The 23502-nt window shown below is 65.5% G+C and carries 23 protein-coding genes; 8 read left to right on the top strand and 15 right to left on the bottom strand.

Annotated elements, in window-relative coordinates:
• Positions 1-2: 2 nt before the first annotated feature.
• Positions 3-1373: an ATP-binding protein gene (locus HMPREF1316_RS08060; protein WP_021726503.1), complete on the bottom strand. Its 1371-nt coding sequence runs from the start codon at positions 1371-1373 to the stop codon at positions 3-5.
• 198 nt (positions 1374-1571) lie between these two features.
• Here HMPREF1316_RS08060 and HMPREF1316_RS08065 point away from each other — a divergent pair, with 198 nt between their 5' ends.
• On the top strand, positions 1572-3161 hold the full coding sequence (locus tag HMPREF1316_RS08065; protein WP_084620906.1) for a RecQ family ATP-dependent DNA helicase: 1590 nt from the start codon (positions 1572-1574) through the stop codon (positions 3159-3161).
• 292 nt (positions 3162-3453) lie between these two features.
• Here the strand turns inward: HMPREF1316_RS08065 and HMPREF1316_RS08070 are convergent, their stop codons facing one another.
• The 5 genes from HMPREF1316_RS08070 to HMPREF1316_RS08085 form a co-directional block, all read right to left on the bottom strand.
• Positions 3454-4395, bottom strand: coding sequence for a 3-hydroxyacyl-CoA dehydrogenase (locus HMPREF1316_RS08070; protein ID WP_021726478.1), 942 nt, complete (start codon positions 4393-4395; stop codon positions 3454-3456).
• A gap of 53 nt (positions 4396-4448) precedes the next feature.
• On the bottom strand, positions 4449-5003 hold the full coding sequence (locus tag HMPREF1316_RS08075) for an NADPH-dependent FMN reductase (RefSeq protein WP_021726495.1): 555 nt from the start codon (positions 5001-5003) through the stop codon (positions 4449-4451).
• Between the two features lie 155 nt (positions 5004-5158).
• A complete protein-coding gene (locus HMPREF1316_RS14105) occupies positions 5159-5326 on the bottom strand; it encodes a hypothetical protein (protein WP_021726497.1) in 168 nt (55 codons plus the stop codon).
• 107 nt (positions 5327-5433) lie between these two features.
• Positions 5434-6876, bottom strand: coding sequence for an ATP-binding cassette domain-containing protein (locus tag HMPREF1316_RS13310; RefSeq protein WP_198009629.1), 1443 nt, complete (start codon positions 6874-6876; stop codon positions 5434-5436).
• Positions 6877-6888: 12 nt separating this feature from the next.
• Positions 6889-7959 carry an ABC transporter substrate-binding protein gene (locus HMPREF1316_RS08085; protein WP_021726504.1) on the bottom strand — a complete coding sequence of 357 codons (1071 nt, stop codon included), beginning with the start codon at positions 7957-7959 and terminating at the stop codon, positions 6889-6891.
• A gap of 333 nt (positions 7960-8292) precedes the next feature.
• Between HMPREF1316_RS08085 and HMPREF1316_RS14905 the strand changes: the two genes are divergently transcribed.
• Together HMPREF1316_RS14905 and HMPREF1316_RS14910 are read left to right on the top strand one after the other, a co-directional pair.
• Positions 8293-8451: a hypothetical protein gene (locus HMPREF1316_RS14905; RefSeq protein ID WP_269594518.1), complete on the top strand. Its 159-nt coding sequence runs from the start codon at positions 8293-8295 to the stop codon at positions 8449-8451.
• Positions 8452-8472: 21 nt separating this feature from the next.
• On the top strand, positions 8473-8604 hold the full coding sequence (locus HMPREF1316_RS14910) for a ribose-5-phosphate isomerase B family protein (protein ID WP_021726490.1): 132 nt from the start codon (positions 8473-8475) through the stop codon (positions 8602-8604).
• Positions 8605-8627: 23 nt separating this feature from the next.
• Here the strand turns inward: HMPREF1316_RS14910 and HMPREF1316_RS08095 are convergent, their stop codons facing one another.
• Entirely contained in the window at positions 8628-9407 is a 780-nt protein-coding gene (locus tag HMPREF1316_RS08095) for a DeoR/GlpR family DNA-binding transcription regulator (protein ID WP_040651907.1), read from the bottom strand.
• A gap of 286 nt (positions 9408-9693) precedes the next feature.
• On the opposite strand from HMPREF1316_RS08095, the gene HMPREF1316_RS08100 reads away from it, so the two are divergent.
• A complete protein-coding gene (locus HMPREF1316_RS08100) occupies positions 9694-10545 on the top strand; it encodes a class II fructose-bisphosphate aldolase (RefSeq protein ID WP_021726491.1) in 852 nt (283 codons plus the stop codon).
• 331 nt (positions 10546-10876) lie between these two features.
• On the opposite strand, the gene HMPREF1316_RS08105 is transcribed toward HMPREF1316_RS08100, so the two are convergent.
• The 7 genes from HMPREF1316_RS08105 to HMPREF1316_RS08135 form a co-directional block, all read right to left on the bottom strand.
• Positions 10877-11539: a DUF4867 family protein gene (locus HMPREF1316_RS08105; protein WP_021726514.1), complete on the bottom strand. Its 663-nt coding sequence runs from the start codon at positions 11537-11539 to the stop codon at positions 10877-10879.
• Between the two features lie 81 nt (positions 11540-11620).
• A complete protein-coding gene (locus HMPREF1316_RS08110; protein WP_021726509.1) occupies positions 11621-13102 on the bottom strand; it encodes a PTS galactitol transporter subunit IIC in 1482 nt (493 codons plus the stop codon).
• A 34-nt stretch (positions 13103-13136) separates the two neighbouring features.
• The gene (locus tag HMPREF1316_RS08115; protein ID WP_232204484.1) at positions 13137-13448 is read right to left on the bottom strand and encodes a PTS sugar transporter subunit IIB; all 312 of its coding nucleotides are present in this window, start codon (positions 13446-13448) and stop codon (positions 13137-13139) included.
• Between the two features lie 107 nt (positions 13449-13555).
• The gene (locus tag HMPREF1316_RS08120) at positions 13556-14044 is read right to left on the bottom strand and encodes a PTS sugar transporter subunit IIA (protein WP_036576379.1); all 489 of its coding nucleotides are present in this window, start codon (positions 14042-14044) and stop codon (positions 13556-13558) included.
• A 406-nt stretch (positions 14045-14450) separates the two neighbouring features.
• Complete coding sequence (lacG, locus tag HMPREF1316_RS08125; protein ID WP_021726488.1) at positions 14451-15872, bottom strand: 6-phospho-beta-galactosidase; 1422 nt, start codon at positions 15870-15872, stop codon at positions 14451-14453.
• Position 15873: 1 nt separating this feature from the next.
• A complete protein-coding gene (locus tag HMPREF1316_RS08130; RefSeq protein WP_021726476.1) occupies positions 15874-17649 on the bottom strand; it encodes a lactose/cellobiose PTS transporter subunit IIB in 1776 nt (591 codons plus the stop codon).
• Between the two features lie 66 nt (positions 17650-17715).
• A complete protein-coding gene (locus tag HMPREF1316_RS08135) occupies positions 17716-18027 on the bottom strand; it encodes a PTS lactose/cellobiose transporter subunit IIA (protein WP_021726508.1) in 312 nt (103 codons plus the stop codon).
• 594 nt (positions 18028-18621) lie between these two features.
• Between HMPREF1316_RS08135 and HMPREF1316_RS08140 the strand changes: the two genes are divergently transcribed.
• From HMPREF1316_RS08140 to HMPREF1316_RS08155, 4 genes are all read left to right on the top strand, one after another.
• The gene (locus HMPREF1316_RS08140) at positions 18622-19389 is read left to right on the top strand and encodes a DeoR/GlpR family DNA-binding transcription regulator (protein WP_021726489.1); all 768 of its coding nucleotides are present in this window, start codon (positions 18622-18624) and stop codon (positions 19387-19389) included.
• A gap of 83 nt (positions 19390-19472) precedes the next feature.
• The gene (gene lacA / locus HMPREF1316_RS08145) at positions 19473-19895 is read left to right on the top strand and encodes a galactose-6-phosphate isomerase subunit LacA (protein ID WP_021726481.1); all 423 of its coding nucleotides are present in this window, start codon (positions 19473-19475) and stop codon (positions 19893-19895) included.
• Between the two features lie 62 nt (positions 19896-19957).
• A complete protein-coding gene (lacB, locus tag HMPREF1316_RS08150; protein WP_021726493.1) occupies positions 19958-20482 on the top strand; it encodes a galactose-6-phosphate isomerase subunit LacB in 525 nt (174 codons plus the stop codon).
• A gap of 9 nt (positions 20483-20491) precedes the next feature.
• Positions 20492-21430, top strand: a complete 939-nt coding sequence (locus HMPREF1316_RS08155) for a 1-phosphofructokinase family hexose kinase (RefSeq protein ID WP_021726496.1) — start codon at positions 20492-20494, stop codon at positions 21428-21430.
• Positions 21431-21814: 384 nt separating this feature from the next.
• On the opposite strand, the gene HMPREF1316_RS08160 is transcribed toward HMPREF1316_RS08155, so the two are convergent.
• On the bottom strand, positions 21815-23502 hold a 1688-nt coding region (locus HMPREF1316_RS08160; protein WP_021726475.1), incomplete at its 5' end, for an IS1634 family transposase.

Raw genomic sequence — 23502 nt, forward strand, 5'->3', positions numbered from 1 at the left:
GATCAGAGGGGTTCTGGCATGCCGCCCGTAGCGATGTGCTGGGCGGCATAGAGGGGGAGCCGCCTCACCTGCCTTCCATCGGAACTCGTGTCGCTGCCAAAATCGTTCTCAGAGAGCACGTAGGCATGGGGCGCGTGAGCCTTGTCCATGAATCGTGCTAGCGTCCGTGCCCTGATGTTGCGCGATGACTTGACCTCGATGGGAATGACTTCCGCACGGTTGGTCTGCAGAAGGAAGTCCAGCTCGCCATGCGTGTGCCATGAGGTGGGAGGCACCCAGTAGTAGGTGCGCGCATCGTGTGACGCAAGCGCCTGCATCACGGAATTCTCGGCCAAGGCACCCCGGAAGTCGGATGAGGCCATGATGGAGCGACGCTCCTCGGCATCGAGCCACAACCTGGGATCGACGGAAAGCTTGTAGAACATGATTCCCGTATCCGCCAGATACACCTTGAAGAAGCTGCCCTCCCCTTCGTCATAGGGCACGAGCGGGGGGTGCGTGCACGTGGTGAGGCCATGGATGGAGATGACACCCGCACCCTCCAGCCATTCGAGAGGCTCTATGAGCTTGGCCCTGCGACCGCCTCGCTCCACCTCCGCATACTTGAACTTCTTTGTGGAAGACCTCAGCAGCTGAGTGGAGATGCTCCCCCATATCCTGCGGGCCGCGATACCGCTGATGCCACTCTCGGGATCGCTCATGTCGGCCGTGTACGTCTCATCGATCTCTCGTTGCTGCACGCGCACCTCATCGAGCGAGCGGGTGTCAACGTATGCGGCAACGGCAGCGGGCATCCCACCAATCACCTGGTACAGCCTAAAGTATCTCAGCGCCTCCCGATGGGCAGCGTAGATCTCGAGGCTCTGTGCGTGGGACCGTATGGCATCGGCCATCTGCCGCTCGTCCAGTGCCCAAAGAAACTCCTCGAAGGTCATAGGGTGTAGGGTAAGCTGCTCGACCCCACTGGGAAAGGGCAGCTTCCTGTGACGCGTCGCGACGCCCAACTGGCTGCCCGTCGCCAGGATGCGCCACCCAGACCCCGAGAAGAACCTCAGGGAATTGAGCGCGCGTTCGCATAGCTGCACCTCGTCAAAGAGGACGATGGCGGACTCCTTGTGAATGGGAACCCGCTTATAATCGGCAACACGCTGCATGATGCCGTCCACGTCATCGGTTGGACCATTGAAAAGCGGTGCGATGATGTCGAGGTCGGTCTGGAAGTCAAGCTTAATGAACTCGTTGCCGGCGATACGGCGGCCCACCGACTCGGCAGCATACGTCTTGCCCACACGACGGGCGCCTCTGATGAGCAGGGGGCGTGCGTTGTGCTCCTGTATCCATTTCTCTATTGTAGACTCGATCTGCCTCTGCATGTGTCGCTCCTTTTCATATTTCATGTACTCAGAGTACATGAAATTAATTATTTCGTGTACTCTGAGTACATGAAATATGTTCATGGAGTGACGTTATGTTGGGGAGCGCGCACGTTTTGCCATAAGCTGCACTGAATGACGCGCGTTTGTGTACAGGAGGACCAGGAGGACGGACCGATGGATGATGGAGGCCAACACATGAATGCGCCTTCTCGTCCCACCACCGCGTCACCGACGCCCGACGGTGCCCGTGAGGTGCTTGCCGAATGCTTTGGCTACCAGAGCTTCCGTCCCGGCCAGGAGGAGGTCATCTCCGCCGTGCTCGCCGGGCGCGACGCCCTCGCCGTCATGCCCACGGGTGCCGGGAAGTCCGCATGCTACCAGATACCGGCGGCGCTGCTGGGAAGGCAAGGCCTCACGATCGTAGTGAGTCCGCTCATCTCGCTCATGGGGGACCAGGTGCGCGGCCTCAAGGAGGCGGGCATACGTGGCTCGTACCTCAACAGCACGCTCACGCAGCGTCAGCAGGGGGTTGTGATGGCGCGCGCCCTCGCCGGCTGGTACGATCTCATGTACGTGGCACCCGAGCGGCTTGCCGAGCCGCACTTCGCGGAGTTTGCCGCCCAGGCGCACGTGCCGCTCGTCGCCGTGGACGAGGCGCACTGCATCTCCCAATGGGGGCAGGACTTCCGTCCGGCGTACCGTCGCATCGCATCCTTTGTCGATCACCTGCCCAAGCGCCCACCCGTGGTGGCACTGACGGCGACGGCGACCCAGCGCGTGCGCGACGACGTGGTGAGGCTCCTGGGACTGCGTGACCCACAGACGGTGGTCACGGGCTTCGACCGGCCTAGCCTCACGCTGGCCTCCTTCGAGCTCACGCCCAGGCGACGCGAGGCCTTCGTCGTGGACTTCTGCCTCTCGCACCCCGACCAGTCGGGCATCGTCTATGCGCTCACGCGCAAGGCGGTGGACCGCCTCGCGGAGGCACTGCGCAGCGAGGGCGTCTCGGTTGTCTCGTACCACGCGGGATATGACGCCACCGACCGCACGGCCGCCCAGCGCGCCTTCGTGAGCGACGACGCGCGCGTGATGGTGGCCACGAATGCCTTTGGCATGGGCATCGACAAGTCTGACGTGCGCTTCGTGCTCAACTGTGGCATGCCGCAGACGCTTGAGGAGTACTACCAGGAGGCCGGCCGTGCCGGACGCGATGGCGAGCCCGCCACCTGCATGCTGCTGTGGTGCAGAAACGACATCCGCACCTGCCATTACTTCATCGACAACGCCGAGTTTGCGCCGGAACTTTCGGAGGAGGAATGCCACACGCTCACGAGGCATCGCGAGAGCCTCCTGGGAGCCATGATCGGCTATGCGACGAGCGACGGCTGCCTGCACCAGCGCGTGCTCACGTACTTTGGGCAAGCGGGACAGGGCGATGTGGGCGCATGCGATGCCTGCAGCGTCTGCCTGGGACAGCGGGCGGCGGACTACGTGGGAGGGCACGCCCTGCGCGGCGCCATCGAGCGGCCGACCAAGCGCGCCAACCCCGGCACGCTTGCCTCCGACGAGGACGAGGCCCTGTTCCAAAGGCTGCGCCGCCTGCGCAAGGAGCTTGCGGACGAGGCCGGCGTGCCTCCCTACGTGGTCTTCTCGGACGCCACGCTGCGCGGCATGGCCACCGCGCGCCCTCGCACCCGCGACGAGCTCCTGCAGGTATCGGGCGTGGGAAAGACCAAGCTCAGGCGCTATGGCGACGAGTTCCTCTCGGAGATTCGAAGCGCGTAGGGTCCGGCACGGTGCTTTCAGGGGTCGACATGCCACGTTCGGACGGCGTCCTGTTCGCCGTTGCCCTCACCCCCATCGTGTGGGGTGCCTTGTTGATCGTGCGAGGTCTCCTGTAGACCGTGCGACCTTTTTCGGCTGATGTTGTCTCGCATGCGGACTTTAGTCAGCACGCGAGACATTTGGGGCGATAAAACCTAGCACGATATAGGTGAGACCTCGCATAATCGCATGGGCCCTCGCACGACCAGGTGCACAACCGGCACACGGTCGCGCGAGCAATCCTCCTACGTGCCTACTTGCGGTAGTCATAGAAGCCCTTGCCCGCATTGACGCCCGTCTCGCCGGCGTCGATCTTCTCCTTGAGCAGGGCAGCGATCCTATGCTCGACGCTGTCGGGATCCTTGGAGGCCGGGCTCATGGCGGCAATGTTATAGGCGGTCGTGAGCCCCACGATGTCCAGGATGCGGAAGGGGCCGGCGGGTGCGCCGGTGCCCAAGGTCCACGCGAGGTCGATGTCCTCGGGCGTGCCCACGCCGTTGGCCCACAGGCCCTCCGCGGCGTTGAGGAAGGGGACGAGCATGGAGTTGAGGAGGTAGCCCGGCTGCTCCTTCAGGACGCGCAGGGGGATCATGCGGATGGCCGCGGCGAACTCGACGACCTGTTCGAAGTGGCGCTTGTCGGTGCCGGCATGACCCATGACCTCGCCGGTGGGGTTCTTCCAGATCTCGTTGGCAAAGTGCAGGGCCAGAAACTTCTCGGGACGACCGGTGGAGGCGGCGAAGCTGCTGGGCAGCAGCGTGGAGGAGTTGGTGACGATGACGGTCCTCTCGGGAATGTGCTTGGCCAGCTCCGTGTAGAAGGCGGTCTTGGCGTCGGGGGCCTCGGCGACAGCCTCGATCACGAGGTCGGCATCGCCAAATGCCTCGTCCCAGTCGGTGGTGAGCCTGAGGCTCCGGTAGGCAGCCTCGACGCGCTCCTTGCAGGCGTCGAGCGCCTCGGGCGTGACGTCCTCCCTGGCGATGAGACCGTAGGCATAGGCCGCAGGATCGGTCTTCATGGCCTCAAGCGTATCGAGATAGATCTGGTGCAGGCGGTCGACCTTGGGCTGGGCGCGGCCGATGGAGGCCTCGGTGCGCAGCCAGATGGTGACGTTGAGGCCACAGTAGGCGGCCTGGAAGGCAATCTGGCTTCCCAGCACGCCGCCCCCGGCGACGGTGATGTTCTTGAAGTCCATGGGATGCTCCTTCGTGTTGCACGCTGAATGGATGTGTGGTCTGCCCCCTGATGCTATGCGATAAACGCCAGGAAGTCACTCACCTGTCGCCGAACGCGGGCGCGCTGCCCGTCGTCCAGCTCCACGACGCCGGAGCCCCATGCCGCCGGGGCAAGCGAGAACCCCTCGCCCGTTGCCTCGGCGCCGCCCATGACGTCCGCACCCACAAACGACAGCAGCGAGCCCAGCTGGGCGCGCATCTCGGCCGTCGCGGTGCGACCACCGATGCCGCTCAGAGTGACCTTCTTGTCCTTGATGACCGTGGCGGCACTCCCCTGCCTCACGGGACGGCTCATCCAGTCGACGAAGTCCTTCACATAGCCGGGATAGCTGCAGTTGTACTGGGGCGAGACGATCCAGAGGCCATCGGCGCCCTCGATCACCTTGCGTGCGTCGGCAACCGCCTCGGGGGTCGGCCACTCGAGGTCCTGGCTCATGCGCGGCAGCTTCTGGGCATCGAGGTCAACGATGTCTGCCCTCCCCGCAAGCTCGTCCTTGATTACCGTCATGAGCTGGGCGTTGAACGAGCCCTGCCTGTTGGAGCCCAAGACGAATGCTATCTGCTTCATATGTCACTCCTACTATAGCAATTTTCGGTCACGTCATTCCTACCCGTCGCGTCGTCGGCCATGCGGGGAGGGAAGCTTTTGAGACCGCACCACCACAGATGCACCACGGGACATGGGCGTACGGATCACCGACCGAAGGCCGATTGCCGGGGATGTCACCACATCCAGGCAGACAGCTTCCCCGCCGCACTGGCGACGGCGATATCCTTCATCGCGGCTACGACGGCATCGTCGGCAGTGGCACCGATGTGCCAGCGGGCAACCTGCACCACGACCTTATCGACAGTGGACACGGCCACGGAGTTGGGCACGGCCCCAAGCATGCCGAGCGTTCTCCTACCACAAGCGACACATGAACGTCATCTCCGTGGCGAGCGGCGCGCTGCGGACTCGAAGGAGGCCCCACCCGGCACGAGGCCCTCCCAAAGGGTCATTCTGCCGAGGACGGTCTCGGCCATTCCTCGCGCCGCGCAGGGCCAAGCCGCACTGGAGCCGCATGGAGTAGCTCCACGTCACCGGACACATGCGAGGCCACGAGCAGCGTGCGCCCGCCGAGGTGGCGCGTGACGAAGGCAGCCGCGGCCTCATGCGAGACAGCATCGAGTGAGGAGAAGGGCTCGTCCAGCACGACGGCCGCGCCGGGATGCGCGAGCGCCCGTACCAGCTCTACCCGCCTGCGCTGCCCACCGGAAAGCTCCGCAACAGGCCTGCCCAGCGCATCCTCGGGGAGAAGCTCCGCCAGAAGCGCATGCGCCTCGCCCCCAGAGAGCGCCCCCGCCGAGCAGAGCAGGACGTTTTGCTCGGCAGTCATAGCCTCTACCAGCCGGGAATCCTGGAACTGCACGGAGAGCCCGCCCCAGTCCGGTGCCAAGACCCGTCCAGCAAGCGGGGCAAGAAGCCCGCACGCGGTTCGTATCAGCGTGGTCTTCCCTGCCCCGGACGGGTCGGCGAGCACCGCGCGCGACCCCGGCGCCAGCACCAAATCGCAGGTAGCAACAGCGACATCGCCGTAGCCCAAGGTCACGCCCTCAAGAGCAATCCCCGCTGGCACAGGTGCCGCGACCCTGCGCCGCTCGCCCGCAGCTCGTGGCACGCTGGCGCCAAGCGCCCAACAACCCGTGGAGCGAAGCCACGCGAGGAAGGCCCTCTCGCACGCCCACGAGAGCGCCACCACCACGATGGTCCACGCAAAGAGGTCGCCTGTCTCAAGCAGGAGCTTTGCCTGGTAGATGCGCTCACCCATGGAGCCGCGCGGGCTGCCGATAAGCTCGGCGGCAACGCCGGCCTTCCAGGCCATGCCACAGGCGTTCCTGCACGTTGCCACAAGGTATGGGAGGAGCTGCTGCCACGTGTCTGCCAGGAAGCGCCGCCAGCCAGGCACGCCCATCACGCGCAGAAGCTCGCCCAGGCCGGGGTCGGCCGCGCTGCGCCCCTCAAGCACGCTGAAATAGATTGCCGGGAACACGGCGAGAAAGACGGCAATGGCCGATACCCTCACCGAACCCACCCACATGAGCAGCAGCACGATCACGCAGACGATGGGCACGCTCTTGAGAAAGCTCACCGCCGGGGCGAGAAGTTCGGCTAGGGTGCGCCAACGGTGTGCGAGAAGGCCGAGCACCAGGCCCAGCACAAACGCCACGGCAAAGCCTGCGGCTATCCTCGCCAGCGAGAAGCCCACGGTGGACCAGAAGCCCGCCGTGGACATGAGCTCCACCAGCCGCACGAGAACTGCCATGGGGCCGGCAAGCAGCAGCTCGGAACCCACGGCCATGCTCGCCAGCTGCCACACCACGAGCCAGAACGCCACGGCACCCGCGCGGCGCAGCACGCCGTGCGGGGTCATGGGTGCATTGCTGCTCTCGCCTGCCACGCCTACGTTGGGCTAGCTCACGTAGTAGAAGTCGTCGCCGGGGAGGGCACCACCCACCGAGGAGGCGTCGGCATCGTAGAGAACCTGCAGGTAGCCGGAGAGTGCGGAGCGCATCTCCTCCCCCGTGGCGCACACGATGTTGCACTTGGGGATGGCCTTCTCGGCGATGGCCTCGCTGGCCACGATGCCGGCCTTCACCACGAGCGGCGCCGCGGCGGCAGGGTCGCCGTTCACGGCAGCGACGGACTCTGCGTGACGCGAGAGGAAATCGGCAACGGCCGCGGGGTGCGCGTCCACAAACTCGGAGCGGGCGATGGTCACGCCCATCACGAACTGGCTGCCCGAGCCGCCGGCGTAGCGGTCCCAGACGTCGGTGAGGCTCACGGGCGCGGAGAGCGAGGGGTCCTTGGCCAGCGTGGCCGTGGTGAAGGGCTCGGGCAGGATGGCGACGGCGGTGGGGTCTGCCTGGATGGCCGCGGCGCACTCGCTGTGCTCGCTCTTGAACTCGACGGTCACCTGGTCCTTGATGCCGGCCTGGCCGAGCAGGTAGTTGAGCGTGTACTCGGGGCTTGCGCCCTGGCCGGAGAGGTAGACGGTGTGGCCGGCGACGTCCTCGAACTGCCCGACCGTGGCATCGCCGGTGACAACGGAAAGCACGCCCAGCGTGTTGACGTCGATCACGCGCACGCCGCCCTGGGTCTTGTTGTAGAGGACGGAGGCCACGTTGGAGGGCACGAGGGCGATGTCCGTCTCGCCTTGGATTACCAGCGGCAGGACCTGGTCGGCGGCGCCGGAGATGGTGTAGGAGTACGTGATGCCGGTCGAGCCCTCGGCGGGCTCGGTGGGGGTGTCCTCGGTGGGGACGCCGGAGGTGGCGTCCATCATCGAGACCAGGCCGATGGTGGTGGGACCCTTGAGCGACGCCACGCGGACGGTCACGTCCTCGCTGGCGGCGGAGCTCGTGGCGGTGGCGTCGGTGGACTGCGTCTGGCTGGTTCCACAGGCGGCGAGCGCGAGGCCAGCGGTGATGGAGCCAAACGTGGCAAGCGCCTGACGACGGGTGATGTTGCTGTTCCTGAGCATGGCTTTCTCCTCACATGTTGTCGACGCTGCAAGATGCCGGCGCCTCTCGTCTGTGGTGTGGCCGCTGTCGCACGGCCGACTGAGGGCGCCCTCCGTCCGGCCGGCTTTGCGACCTTGCGTTGGGCCACCCATTCTAGCTGACACGGCCGGCCTGCACGCGGACACGCCGACGCGCTCCTTCCCCTTCGGGGCCACAGGCGTCCCCGCAGGCCGCCGCATTTCCCGCAGGCGCCTCCAAGCGATCCTCCGCCGGCATGGCGCAGGGGCGCAACTCATCACAGCACGCCTCTGCGGAGCGCTTCAACTACCCCATAGGCGGCTAGGGTGGCACGGATGGTTGCCCCGGGCGGGGCGGACGGCGGCGCGCTCATCTGCGGCACCGACGTGGGTATCAGCCTCGCGGCCAACAAGGTGAGGGCATCCGTGCCGTGGTGCGCTCGGGGCCCTACCCCGCCCGCCTCAGCCGCCAGCACAGCGACACTGACGTCGTAGCCCTCGGCGCGCGCGACCGGCATGGAGATCGCAAGGGACATCGTCGACGCCTGGCTGGGCGCCACATACGAGGGCGGGTGCCACCAGGCGCGCATCGAGACGATCTCCGAGATCGAGGAGACTCAGCGTCTCAGGGTGGTCAATGGGGCCTAGAGGCGAATCCACATGTCTGATGCCTACTCCAACATCAGGCGCGTACCCGACCCTTTCAACGCTGCCGCAACCACGCCCTCGGGATCCACGTCCATGACGACGGCATCGAAGTCCACAAGCCCCGCGAAGCGGATGAGGCCGCTCGCCCCGACCTTGCTGGCGTCCATGAGGCAGTACCGCCTGTCGGCCGCCCCGAGCATCGCGCGCTTCAGCTCCGCCATCGCCTGGTAGTCGGTCATGAGGCCACGCCCCGGCACGAAGCTGCTCGGGCACACGAAGACCTTGTCCGCGTGTAACTCGGCCAGCGCCGCCATGGCGAGGGGGCCGGTGGTGTAGCGGTGCGCCTTGCGCAGCATCCCGCCCAGCATCACCACGTCGCAGCTGGGCATGGCGCGATCGATGTGCTCGGCGATGGTGAGGTCCGCCGTCACCACCGTGAGCCCCTCGCGCAGCGAGAGGGCGCGTACCAGCTCGAGGGTCGAGGTACCCGAGTCCACCAGGAGCGTGTCCCCGTCCCCCACGAGCTGGGCGGCGCGCGCCGCTATGACCTGCTTCGCCTTGGCGTTCACGTTCACGCGACGGTCCTGCACCGAGACCGTGAGCCTGCGCGAGAGCGACGCGGCGCCGCCATGCGTGCGCCGCAGCTTGCCGTCGCGCGCCAGGGCATCGAGATCCGCCCGCGCCGTCACGCGCGACACGCCAAACGCCTGGGCAAGCTGGTCGACGCGCACGGCAGACTCACGTTCCAGAAGCTCCAGGATCGCCCTCTGCCGCTCCAGCGCCCCAAGGTGCGTGACTGCCATATCCGTCCTTCCGACGTCCTCCGACCTGTGCCCGATGCCCCGTGCCATTGGAATTGTGTTGCTTTTATCTTTCTTTCTCGCAAGTATACGGCAATGCAGTTCCTTTCCTTTTGCGTTTCGAGATGATCCTGTCCTCCCCAATTGGAGGTGAGAAAAGCACGTGTAAGGGGAATTCTGTCTCTTCATACCTTATACCTGCCTGTTTTATGCCTTTTCTAAAAGACAAGTCTCTCGCCCCCTGCTTACGCTGGGGCCACGTTACGACCCCAGCAGAAGGGAGCACCACATGTTTGTCACCACCAAGGACATGCTCGAGCGGGCACAGGAGGGCCACTACGCCGTCGGCGCGTTCAACGTGGAGAATCTCGAGTTCGTGATGGCCGTCATCAGGGCCGCCGAGGAGAGGAGGTCGCCGGTCATCATGCAGACCACGCCGGGCACGGTGAGGTACGCGAGCCTCGACTACTTTGTGGCCATGGCCCGCGTTGCGGCCGAGGACGCCTCCGTGCCCGTGGCGCTGCACCTCGACCATGGCGACGGCTTCGACCGCTGCGTCCAGGCCATGCGCGCCGGCTACACCTCCGTCATGATCGACGGCAGCCACGTCCCCTTCGAGGACAACATCGACCTCACCGCCTCCGTCACCAAGGTCGCAGCCCCCATCGGCCTGCCCGTCGAGGCGGAGCTGGGCAAGGTGGGCGGCAAGGAGGATGACGGCCCGGCCGTGGAGGGCGAGAGCCCCTACACCGATCCGGACGAGGCCGTCGAGTTCGTGGCGCGCACGCGGTGCACGTCGCTGGCCGTGGGCGTGGGCACCGCCCACGGCGTCTACACGGGCACCCCTCACATCGAGCAGGGCGTCCTCAAGGAGATCCGCAGGAGGGTTGACGTGCCGCTCGTGCTGCACGGCACCTCGGGCGTCCCGGACGACCAGGTGGCCGAGGCCATCCAGAACGGCATCTGCAAGGTGAACTATGCCACCGAGCTGCGCCAGGCCTTCATGCGCGGCTTCATGGGACACATGGCGGAGAACCCGTCGTGCTTCGACCCCAAGAAGCCGTCGATCCCCGGCATGGACGAGATCCAGGCCGTCGTCGAGAGCCACATGGACAACCTGGGGTCCACGGGCAAGGCGTAGGCCACGAACGACACGCACGGACCAGCGGCGGGCACCACGGTGCCCGCTGTGCCGTGTGGGTGCCTTTCTGTGGGTGCGATTCTCATCCATGTGGGTGCCTTTTGCTGCGTGTGGGTGCTTTTCTCCCGGAGAGGGTCGACAAAACCGCAGGTCACGAGAGGCCAAGCCGGGAGATTGACACCCACATGAATCGATTCGCACCCACACGGGTGGAGGATCGCACCCACAGCACCCACACGTGGCGATCGACGGATCCTTATGCGTGGCGATCGGCGGCCCCGTCCGCTCAGCCGCCCCCCCATCACGGCTGGCGGACCTGACCCAGCGAAGCCTACCGAACGTCCGCCAGCGCCTCGCTCACGTCGATGTTCTCGCCCATGAGCCCCACATGGGCGCCCTGCCGCGCCTTCCTTGTGCTCTCGTGTGTGATCACCCACTTGTTGGCGCCCCAGAGCAGCGCAGCGTCGCCATAGCGTGGCGCATCAGCGGGACGTGGCCCATTGGTTCCCTCGGGCAGCGCCACCAGCATCCTGAAGCCCCGGTCGGCATGAGCGTGACAGGGCGTGTAGTGCAGGGTGTCCGCATACACCTCGATGAGCGTTCCGGCAGGGACCAGGAAGGCCCGTACGAGGGACGTGTCCAGGCAGAAGTCGCCATCCAGCTCCTCCCGCTTGGCAAGGAGCAGCACCACATCGTCCGTCGGCAGGTTGAACTCGCTCGAGCGGTGGTATTCCAGGCTGTTCAGCTTGGTGTTGTGCCCACAGACGCACCCCAGCTCCGTGGGCAGCCCCGCAAAGAAGAGGAGCTCCAGGTCGTGCGCCGCAGGAACCCCGTGCAGAGCGGGAACGTCCGCCACGTACGCGGTGCCCTCCTTGGGAAGCGGCACGCTCTCCCTGAGCGCCGCGACCATCTGGTCGCGCACCTCATAGGGTATGTCATCCCACACCCCGCCATAGCGCGCGAAGCTGGGATCGGTGACTGGGGCGACATTCATGGCAATCTCCCCTCGACGGAGGAGACGCGCCCGGACAGGGGCGCGTCTCCTCGCATACCGTGCCTCTCCACACCTCGCCGGCTACTCGGGCGAAGCCTCGGTACCGGTGTCGGAGTCACCCGCAGCCGCGGCAAACGAGCCCGTCACCAGGCGGTCGGGCATGCAGATGCCCGCCTTCACGTAGTCCTCGGCGTTGCGCCTCTGCATCTCGCGGCGGTACCACATGAAGAGCAGGAAGTACGCCGCGAGGGCGAGCACGAAGAACAGCAAGTACTGCAGGTTGGTGCAGCCATTGCCCAGCAGGAACGCCAAGAACTTCTCCACCGGCCCCTCCATGGTGGTATCGGAGATGAGCTGCCCCGCGGTAAGGCCACTGGGGAACGCCCCTACCTGCAGGGCCATCTGCGTGACAAAGGGCGCGACGAGCGTGCCCGCCCAGAGGAACACGGGAAGCACGATGGTGCCGATGATGATCATGCGCAGCATCTTTCCGCGTGTGACCACGAGCAGGGCGGGCGTGAGGCCCATGGCGATGATGCCGCCTAGGGGCAGCAGACCATTGCCCGGCAACACCAGTGACTCAAGGAGCATGATGGGCGCGAGCACGTTGGCTGCGGCCCAGATCTCCGCTCGGCCCGCGAGGAACGGCCAGTCGAGGCCCACGTTGAACGCGCGGCCCTGGAGCCGTTCGTTGGCAAAGTTCGAGATGCCCTGGGAGAGTGGCTCAATGGCCTCGATGAACCATGTGCCGATGAGCGAGAACAGCTCCAGGCAGACGGCAGCGGTAAACGCCAGCGTACAGATGCTCTTGATGTCCTCGTGCGCGAGCAGGCCCACAAAGATGCCCAGGTAGATGCCAATGGAGAACTTGGATCCCCAGAAGCCCACCCTCTCGTTGAGCTTGGCGGCGTCAAAGTCATACTTGTCAAGGCCCGGCAGGAAGCGATCGAAGAACTTGTTGAAGACCATGATGATGGGATTCATCATGTAGTTCATGTGCGTGGTGGTCATGGGGTTGCCCGGCGCGTCGATGAGGTCGTTGAACGTGGGGCGCATGACGTCGGAGTTCATGATCTTGAGGATGCCGATGAACACCACGAGCAACGTGGCCACCCACAGCGGCGCACCGAAGTACATGCACGCCAGGCCCACGAAGGCCAGATGCCAGATGTCGAACACGTCCACGTCGATCGTGTTGGTCCTGTCCAGCACGATCATGACGATGTCGACGAGTACCATGATGAGCAGGAAGAACAGGGTGTAGGGAGAGCCCCAGGTGATGGTGGCCAGAGGCGCCCAGCCAAGGTCGGTGATGGTGAGCTGGATGCCCGTGGAGGCCACGAACTTGGTCATGGCATCCGAGAAGGCCGTCGTCAGAAGGCCGATGACGGCGCTGATACCCGTGATGGCGATGCCCAGTTTGAGGCCGCCCATGAGAGCCTCGGAGAACTTGACCTTGAAGCAGCAGGCGATGACGGTGAGGATGATGACCATCATCGGCGCGGCGCCCATGTTGATGATGGGCGTGAAGACCGCGTTGGCAAAGCCGATGATCTGATCCACGAAACACTCCTTTCTGACGCGAGGGGACGCGAACCTACTTGAGGCCCCGCTCCTTGATGGTCTGCTCGATCCTGTCGTACACGGGCTTTGCCATGGCGGGCACGCGATACAGGATGGGACCGCAGTCGATGACGGGAATCTGGGGGGTGAAGGCAAACTTGGTCTTGGCGATCTGTGCGAAGATGTCGTAGTGCGCGAGCATCTCCTCCGTGATGTCCTTGATCATCACCGCGTCGCAGCTCACCTCGTAGCCGCGTGCCTTGAGCTCCTTCTCCAGGGCGTTCTTGATCTGGTGGCTCGAGTTGACACCAGCTCCGCACGCCGCAAGGATCTTGATCATTTCCATGCTCCTATCTGGGGACGTGCCCCTCCAAGACCCGCCCATGCGGGTCGTTTGCCGACAGAGCGCAGCGCCCGCGCGTGGGCCCAGCCCAGGCGGGCACCTCGATCCAACTAGACGGAATGCGACACGAGGAAGTCGTAGATGCGACCGGGGTCGTCCAGGGCAAAGAAGTCGACCAGCTCGTCTGGGTCGTTGCTGTTGATGAAGTCCATGACCACGGCGAGCAGACCCGCCTCGCTGCTCTTGTCCACGTTGAGAATGGCAAAGAGGAAGCCCACCTCGAAGGTCCTGTCCACATCGATCATGTCGTGCCAGGTGACGGGGTTGACCAGCTTCACGGGTACAAGGCAGGTGCACGTCGAGTACTCCGTCTCGGTGTGCGGCACGGCGATGTTGGGAAAGCGCGGGTCGACAGGGGCCATGCTCAGCCCGGTGGGATAGGTCGCCTCGCGCCTCTTGACATGGGAGAGGTACCCCTCCCTCACGAGTCCGGCGGCCATCAGCCGTTCACCCAGCTGGTCGAACACCTCTTCCTGGCTCTGCGCGTCGATCACGTAGACCGCGTCACGCAGGAAGAGCTCGCCAAATGCACTTCCCATGCCCATCACTCCTGCCCCCTGCGCCGTGAGCGCTGCCGGATGGCGTCCTCACACCTCGAACGGACGTGCGAACCCCTCCACAAACGGTCCGTCCATGTCCACACGACCCATGCTCGTACGACATGGCACACCCACAGACCTGCACCGATGCTGTTCGTGGGCCAAACGCGTGAGGCCAGCGTGCCATGGCTCGGGAACGACGCACGCGCTGGTACCAGCCAGTGACGGCACGCGCGGTTCGTGCGGCAAACAGGGCGTGCATACAAAGCGCACGGACGGGCGGACCCCGTCGCTGCATACCCGACGGTCACAGGGGACGTCGGTACCCGAAGGCGTCTTGCCCACAGAGCGGCGCCACCGGCCCCAAGGCCCGGCGGCGCCGCCCCCCTGCGATGCGTCTACGTGCCTACGTATCCAGGAAGCGCTCCTGGGCCACCTTGGCGTACCAGCGCGCGGAGTCCTTGGGAATGCGCTCCTGCGTGTCAAAGTCCACGTAGAAGAGGCCATAGCGCTTGTTGTAGCCATTGTTCCAGCTGAAGACGTCCATGAGCGACCACACGAAGTAGCCCCGCAGGTGTGCGCCCTCGGCGATGGCCTTGAGCGCCCAGCGCAGGTGCTCGCGGATGTAGTGGATGCGCTCCTCGTCGTGCACCGCCCCCTCCTCCAGCCGGTCCTTGGAGGCCATGCCGTTCTCGGTGACGTAGAGCTCCTTGTAGTGGGGCCACTGACGACAGATGCGCATCACCAGATCGTAGAGTCCCTGGGGATAGATCATCCAGTCCCAGTCGGTGCGCGGGATCTCGGGGCGTGCCACGTACTCGCCGATGCCCTGGAGCGCATGGCGCTCCGTGCCCTTCTCGCCGGTGGAGTTGTGGTGGCAGTCGTTGGGACCGTCGTATGCCTTGAGGAAGTTGCTCTGGTAGTAGTTGATGCCCAGGCAGTCGTTGTGCGGCGCCGCGGCAGCGAGCTGCTCGAGGTCCTCGGGCAGAAACTCCAGCCGCCCGCCCGCAAGGGCGGCGAGCCTGTTGGCACAGTCCAGCGTCTCCTCGGAGTACCTTCCGTCAAACGTGGCCTCCAGCAGGAACTGGTTGTTGAGCACGTCGTCGATACGGGCCGCCTCGACATCGCCCGCTGCTGCGGGGTCATCCGGGTACTTGGTCGAGAGGGCATGGACGACGCCGATGGACCCGGGATGGCCCAGCTCCTCGAAGGCGAGCACGGCACGAGCATGGGCGACCATCATGTTGTGCATGGCCTGGAAGGCCAGGTCGAGCCGATAGCGCTGGCCACGCGGCCAGGTGCCCTCGATGTACATGTTGGACACGACGGCCCAGATCTCGTTGAACGTGAACCAGTGCGTCACCTCGGGATACTCCGCGAAGCAGAAGCGCGCGTAGCGCTCGAAGGCATCGATGGCATGTTGGTTGAGGAAGTCCCCCTCACGGTAGAGCGCATCCGGCGAGTCAAAGTGGTGGAGCGTCACGTACGGCTCCACGCCCCGGGAGCGACATTCCGCGAAGAGCCGATGGTAGAATGCCACGCCCTCGGAGTTGGGCACGGGATCGTCCCCGTTGGGGAAGATGCGCGACCATGCGATGGAGACGCGGATGCCGTTGATGCCATACTCCTGGCAGAGCCGCAGGTCCTCCGGATAGCGGTGGTAGAAGTCACTCGCCGGGTCGGCGGAGAACAGGCCCTTCTCGTCCAGGTAGTCGTCCCAGGCAACCTTGCCCTTGCCGTGCGTGCGCGTCTCGCCCTCGCACTGGTAGGCCGCCGTCGCCGCGCCAAACACGAAGTCCTTGGGAAAGCGTGCGTCCTCCTGCGTCATGTCACTCGCCTCCCTTGAGGGCGTCGGCGACGAAGCGCAGTGACTTCTCGCCATCGCGCGTGAGGTCGATGTACTCCTTGCCCCCACAGGCCGCCGTGGCGACGCCCATGCGCGCGGCGTCCTTCTCGAGGTCGGGCAGGTAGGAGGCAACCTGCGGCGCCAGGATCACGAGGTCGTAGTCACCCATGATGTCCAGGTGCGCGCCATAGGCACCGGCGGCCGCCTCAAGGTCCACGCCATGCTCCTCGGCCGCCTTGGCAAGCGCGTTGGCCAGCAGGCCCGACGTGCCGCCACCGGCGCAGAGCACCAGCACGCGCTTGCCGTCGAGGGATGCGCCCGCAGCCGCGGGAGCGGCGGGTGCGGGAGAAGCGGTGGGCGCGGGGGAAGGCGCGGGGGCGGGAGCCGCCTCCTCGCGTGCGGGAGCGGGCGTTGCGCCCTCGGCTGCCGGCGCCTCCCCACGTGCCGCCTCGAGCGCCGCCTCGTCGGCGTCCTCCTGGTCGAGCAGCTGGCGGTCATACACGCGGAAGAACGGGTAGTACACCACGAAGTCGACGCCAAGGGCCACCGCGACGTAGAGCAGCGAGAGTGGCTGCATGGCGCATCCCAGGAAGATGCCCAGAGGCGCAGGGGTCACCCAGGGAAGCACGTAGGTGAAGCTGTTCATGCCCAGGACGTCCACGAAGACCTTGAAGACCCACACGTTGAAGACGGGCGCCAGCACGAACGGAAGGAAGAACACGGGGTTGAGCACGAACGGCGCGCCAAAGAGTATGGGCTCGTTGACACCAAAGAGCACGGGCACCGCGGAGGCGCGGCCGATGGCCTTGAGCTGCTGGGAACGTGCCATGAAGGCGATCATGAGCGTGATCATGAGCGTGGCGCCCGTGCCGCCCATGGTGACCACGAAGTACTGCGTGCCAGGCGTGATGACGCTGGAGGCATGCTGCCCCGCCTGGACGAGCGTGAGATTGTTGGCCACGTTGTAGAACGCGATGGCGCCGATGGCCGGCTCCACGATGGAGGGGCCGTGCACGCCCACGAACCAGAAGAGGCCGATGGCGCCGTAGATGACCGCCAGGCCGGCATAGGTGTCGGCGGCCGAGAAGAGCGGCTGGAAGGCACGAATGACGCCCTCGGCGAAGCAGAAGCCGAACACCCCATGGAAGAGGTGGTCGAACAGCCAGAACACGATCGTGGTGGCAGCGAACGGGATGATGTCCTTGAACGTCTGGGCGATGTTGGGCGGCACCTGCTCGGGCATCTTGAGCGTCACGTTGTTCTTGATGAGCACCTTGTAGATGCCACCCACCACAAACGCGGTCAAAAAGGCCGTGAGCAGTCCCTTCGAACCCAGATAGGAGGTGTCGAGACCCGTGAGGGACGTGCCGTCCGCCAGCTGCTGCACGATGTCGCCCGACGCCAGGATGGCAAAGCCCACGACGGACGCGAGCATCGTGGAGACCGAGTTGATCTGGTTGGTCTTGGGCATCTCGCGGTTGAGGCCGTCGGTGAAGTGCTTGGCCGTGGTTGCCGCGACGAGCAGGCCCACGATGCCCATGGAGTAGTTGTACGGCTTCATGAGGAAGTCGTTGACCTCCTGGGGCCACTGGTAGCCAAAGATGATGGGGATGTTGGCTATCAGCAGGAAGAGCGACGAGAAGATGATGATTGGCATGACCGAGATGAAGCCGTCGCGAATGGCCTTGAGGTACTTGTTACGTGCGACGGCGTCAAAGAAGGGCTTGCCCCTCTCAATGAGCGCGATCAGGCGTTCCATGACAATCCTTTCCTGTGACGGTGAGTGGGGGGCGGACACGCGGCGCATGTCCGCCCCAGAGCTGTGCTAGCGGGTGCGATAGATGTCCAGAAGCGTGTTGATGATGTCTGCCAGGAGCATCGTGGTCATGAGGTGGTCCTGGGCGTGGACCATGATGAAGCCCAGCTCCGCGCTCTCCCCCTTGGCCTCGCGGCTCAGCAGGTCAAACTGCGACTTGTGCGCGTCGTTGAGCAGGCCCTTCGCCTCCTCGACGAGAGCGTCCACCTCGTCAAACTTTCCCGCCTTGGCATCCTTGAGCGCCAAGAGCAGCTTGGTCCGTGCATCACCTGAGTAGGCAACGATCTCGAACCCGATGTTGGCAACTTGCTCCTTGTCCATACGAACTCCTCTCTCGTGCGTTCAACTCCTGCTATGTGAGACGGTCGTCCCCTCCCGGTAGGGGCCTTCCGCTGATCCCCGACTAGGCCACGGATGTGGTGGTAAGCCACAGGTAGCGTGCGGTGATATGCGGTTTTCTGTTTGCTGCGAACATCCTCGCGCGCGAGAGCACATGGTGGGGCCATGTGCTGCGCTGATCGAACGAAAGGCCCAAACGCACAGCGCCGCCCACGGGAACGGGCACGAAGGGAGCCGCCCCGTTCGGAGGGGCAACAGGGCCGTCACCATCATTCCACGAGGGCGGGAAACCCCGCGCATGCGCACGCAGGCTGGGGCGACAGGGTCGCGGGTGCGCGGGGTGAGGCGCCAGGGCCCCACCCCATTTTCCAGGTGTCACGGACACGGGAGATGGTCCCCGGACGGCAGCGCGCCCTGTTCGTTTGCATGGTCGGTTCGAACAGGATCCGCGTTGTCAGAAGCAGCCAACTGTTCACTCGACTGACAGTCGCCCCACGTCTGGGCCACACGCTCCCTCCCAGACCTTGCGCGCACGCGTAACCATCGGTATCGTTCGCGCAAACAGAGGAGGACGCCATGCTCAAGACCGAGAGACGCGAAACCATCTGCAAGCTGGTGGACAAGCGCAACACCATCACCACGGTGGAGCTCGCCAGCGCGCTTGCGGTCTCGGAGATGACGGTCCGACGCGACCTCGCCGACCTTGCCCACATGGGACGGATCGTGCGCGTCCATGGAGGGGCACGCAGCGTCCTGGGCGCACGGGGGACGGCGATCCCGCGCGAGTTCGCCCACCATGAGAAGATGAGCGCACACGAGCATGAGAAGGCGCAGGTGGCGAGTGCGGCGCTCGCCTACATAGATGAGGGCGGCACCATCTTCCTTGGTACGGGCACGACCGTGGAGCTGCTCGCCCGGCTGCTGCCCCTCATCCGCCTCAGGGTGATCACCAACAGCCTGCCCGTCGTCGATGCGCTCTGCAACCGTGAGGGCATCGACCTCTGCTGCATCGGCGGCACCTACCGGCCCAGCACCGGCGCCTTCGTTGGCGCCATCGCCGAGGACGTGCTCTCTCATCTGGGAATCGACGCCGCCTTCATCGGGCTCAACGGCATCTTCGACCACACCGCCTCCACCTCCAACACCCAGGAGGGCAGGCTGCAGCGCATCGCACTCGACCGCGCCAACCTCCGCTATCTCCTGGCCGACTCCAGCAAGCTGGACCGACGGGACTTCTATGGGTTCTACGACCTTGTCAACGTGGACGCCCTCATGACCGACCGACTCATCACCCCCGAGCAGGAGGCCGACCTCTCCCAGTACACCAAGGTCGTGACGGGATAGCCGCCCTCGCACAACTCCCCACCGCGCATCCCGGACGTGCGCGAACGAGCATCTGACAGCAAAGACAGAGAAGGGAAGGCACGATGAGAGTCGTACTGGCCTCAGACCCCGAGGGCTCCGCCCTCAAGGACGACATTGCGGCATACCTCGAGGAGCAGGGCCACGAGGTGGCCGACGAAGGCGAGCAGGCGGATTGCGTGGACGCCGCACTGAAGGTTGCCCACGCCGTCCTCGACGACCCCGCGAGCAGGGGCATCGTGGTCGATGGCTATGGTGCGGGAAGCTACATGGCCGCCAGCAAGGTCAAGGGCATGATATGCGCCGAGATCTCCGACGAGCGCTCCGCCTACATGACCCGCCAGCACAACAATGCCAAGGTCATCTGCCTTGGCGCCCAGATCGTGGGACCGGGGCTTGCCAAGAGCATCGCCCGCGAGTTCCTCGCGGCCGACTATGACGGCGGCCGTCACCAGATCCGCGTGGACATGCTCGACAAGATGGCATAGCGCCACGCTCGAAACCATCCCATCACCAGCAGCTGGGGGCATCCCCCAGAGAAGGGAGCACCATGGCTACAAAGATCGTCGCCATCGGTTGTGACCACATCGTCACGGACACCAAGATGCACCTGTCCGACTCACTCAAGGCGCACGGCTATCAGGTCATCGACTGTGGCACGTACGACACCACGCGCACGCACTACCCCATCTATGGCAAGAGGGTGGGCGAGCTCGTCGCCTCCGGGAAGGCGGACGCGGGCATCGTGCTGTGCGGAACGGGCATCGGCATCAGCGAGGCCGTCAACAAGGTGCCCGGCGCGCGCTGCGCCCTCGTGCGCGACATGACCTCCGCACTCTTCGCCCGCAGGCACCTGGGCGCCAACGTCTGCGGCTTTGGTGGGCGCATCACCGGGGAGTTTCTCATCAACGACATCGCCAACGCCTTCCTCGAGGCAGAGTACGAGCCCACGCCACAGTCCGATGCGCTCGTCGCCAAGATCGATGCCGTCGAGCACGCCGACCCCAACCAGTCCGACCCCCGCTTCTTTGACGAGTTCCTCGAGAAGTGGGACCGCGGCGAGTACCACGACTAGGGCACGACCATGATACTCACCGTTACCCTCAACACCTCCATCGACAAGGCCTACCAGCTCGACGGTGCCCTGGAGGCGGGCACCGTGATGCGCGTCGCCCGCTGCTCGAACAGCGCTGGTGGCAAGGGGCTCAACGCCTCGCGCGCCGTCGCCTCGTGCGGGGCGACCGTACTGGCGACGGGATTCGTCGGCGGCCACAACGGGAGCCTGCTCCTGGACCTCCTGGGGCGGGATGGCATTCCCCAGCGCTTCGTGCGCGTGGGGAGCGAGACCCGCTCGTGCATAAACGTGCTCGAGGGCCAGGGGCGCTCGACGGAGTTCCTCGAGCCTGGCGCCTCCGTGACCGGCGAGGAGTTTAGGCAGCTCGTCATGCTCGTCCGTGAGGAGGCGGGGCGTGCCGGCGTGGTCACCATGAGCGGCAGCGTCCCCGCGGGCCTTCCCAAGACCGCCTGGGCAGAGCTCGTGTCCACCGTGCGCGCCGAGGGCGTGCCCGTGATCCTGGACAGCTCGGGCGCATCCCTGGAGCGCGCCGTGCGTGCAGCCACCAAGCCCACCGTCATCAAGCCCAACGTCGACGAGATCTCCCAGTTGGTCGGCCATCGCATCGCGTCGATCCCCGAGGTCGTCGATGCGGCACGGCGCCTGCACGGCGAGGGCATCCGCGACGTCATCGTCTCCCTTGGCGCAGACGGGGCCGTCCTCGTCACCGACGAGGGGGCGTTCCGTGGGTCGTCGCCCTCCATCACGGTGCTGAATCCCGTTGGCTCGGGCGACACGCTCGTCGGCGCCTATGCCGTGGCCATGGAGCGTGGGCTCCCTGCCCCGGAGCGCCTGCGCTATGCCATGAGCAGGGCAACGGCCAACTGCCTCTCCCCCGAGACGGGACGCTTCGATGCCGACACCGCAGACGACCTGCTCGCCCGGACGGTGGTGGAACCCGTCCGCTAGGATCATCCTCGTGCCCTCTCGCAGGTCCCGTCCCGTTTTGGGCGGGGCCTGCGGCCATCCTGGGGCAACCCAAGCCCCAGAGTTGGTCGTGCAGGCACAGGGGGCCGAAGGCGTGACGGCGGACGCCACCCGATCCGGTCGTGCGAGGCTCCCCTCCCGTCGTGCGAGGTTTTCTCGCCAAAACTGCCTCGCGTGCTGACTTGAGTCCGCATGCGAGACAATATCGGCCAAAAAACCTAGCACGATGGGTGGGAAACCGAGCACGACCGGAGGGCGCCCGTCACCTTGGTACAACCTGACTTTGGCAGTAGGGGGAGGCCGTTTGCCCTGTATGAACTGGGCAAACGGCATCTTTTCCAGTGACACTCCCTGTAGTGCAACAGCCTAGTTACGCGGCTTCTTCACAACCGACATCACCTTGTTCATCTGGGACTTCGTCATGGCCTCGCGGGACAGGTCGATCCCGACCGCGCCGCAGAGAGCGTCGGTGAGGTCGGTGCGGTAGTCGAAGTGGTAGACGTTGGCGTCCAGGCGGTGGCCGGTCATGTTGGAGAGCGCCTCGGCGACCGCTTCGGCCGAGGGCCGGGTTCCCGTCATGCGCTCCACGTCGGCCTGCATGAGGCGCATGATCGTGAGCGCGACGTAGCAGACGAGGAAGTGCGCCCGGATGTGCGGCTCGGTCCACACGTAGACGGGACGCGCATCCATCGTGCCCTTGAGCACGCGGAACGAGTCCTCTATCCTCGCCAGCCCCCGGTAGGCCTCGATGATCTCCTTCTCTGCCCACTCCTGCTCGGAGGTCACGATGCAGTAGTAGCCGTCCATGGCCGCGTCGGCCGCTGTCCTCCTCTCGTCGAGAACCCAGTTGTGGTCGGCCTTCTCCCCGGTCGCCCTCACCACGGGCACGTCCTTGGCGTATTTGACCGAGCTGCGGGAGGCGGCGCCGGAGCAGTCGCCGCGCTCGATGGCGGCCCTCGACCTCTCGACCACCTTGGCGCGCTCGCGGCGGCTCCTCTCAAAGAAGTCGCGGCTCCAGAAGGCGACCTCCTTGACGGGCACCATGACCCGCCTCCTCTTTCCGTCCTCGCCCGTCACGTAGACGGCCTTGTCGGCGATCCTGCTCTTGACCTTGAAGCGCCCGGATCCGCTCTCCTTGTAGCCCTCGTCGTCGAGCACCCAGGCCCTGAGCCCCCTGGTCGCCCTGCGCACGGACTGGCTGAACACGAACCCGTTCCCGTCGAGCGTGCAGGCGGCGATGTTGCTGGAGGTGTCGGGCCCCTTGTCGGCCACCACGACCACGCGCCCCCCGTCCGGGTCGGACGCGTCGCGAAGGCCCGCCTTCCCCATCATGGGGAGCATGGTCGACATGTCGTCGGCGTTGCCGGGGAACAGCTCGTAGCCGAGCGGGACGCCGCCCGCGTCGAGCAAGAGCCCCATCTGCACGATCGCCTCGGGGCGGTGCTCCTTAGACACGCCCCTCTTGCGCAGCCCCTCTTCGTCCTCGCCGTCGATCTCGAACCAGTAGTTCGTGACGTCGTAGTACAGCCGCGTGCGGTCCCTGGGGCCGCGGGCGGCCTCGATCGAGGCGTTCATGTGCCTGACCAGCGCGTCGGCCCTCTCGGCGAGGTAGTCGAGGCTGCGGTAGACGTCGTCGAGCGTGAAGGCGCACCTCCTCGGGAACGCGTCCCCTGCCTCCCACGCCGCCGACTTCGAGGAGGGGTGGGCCACCCTGTCCCACACGAGCAGCTCGAGTATCCTGCACGGGTCGAAGGCGAAGCCGCGCGCCGTCCTCCTCCTCTCGAAGAAGTCCCATATCCCCAGGTCGCGGTGGAAGTAGGCGCTCGGCACCGCCGCCCCCATCTCGACGCGGCTCTCCCGGCGCTTGTCGATCTTCCTGAGCGGGCGCAGCGTCACCGTCATGGGCGCCACTTCCGCCCGCGCGGCCCCGTTCTCGGCCTCCACCTCGGCCTTGAAGTGGACGATCGGGTCGTCGTAGAGCTTCTCCAGCTCGTCGAGGTAGCCCAGCGACCGCACGTGCCTGGACTTGGACCTGCCGTTCTCGTCCCGGTATC

This window comes from Olsenella profusa F0195 (assembly GCF_000468755.1).
GTDB classification, from domain to species: Bacteria; Actinomycetota; Coriobacteriia; order Coriobacteriales; family Atopobiaceae; genus Olsenella_F; species Olsenella_F profusa.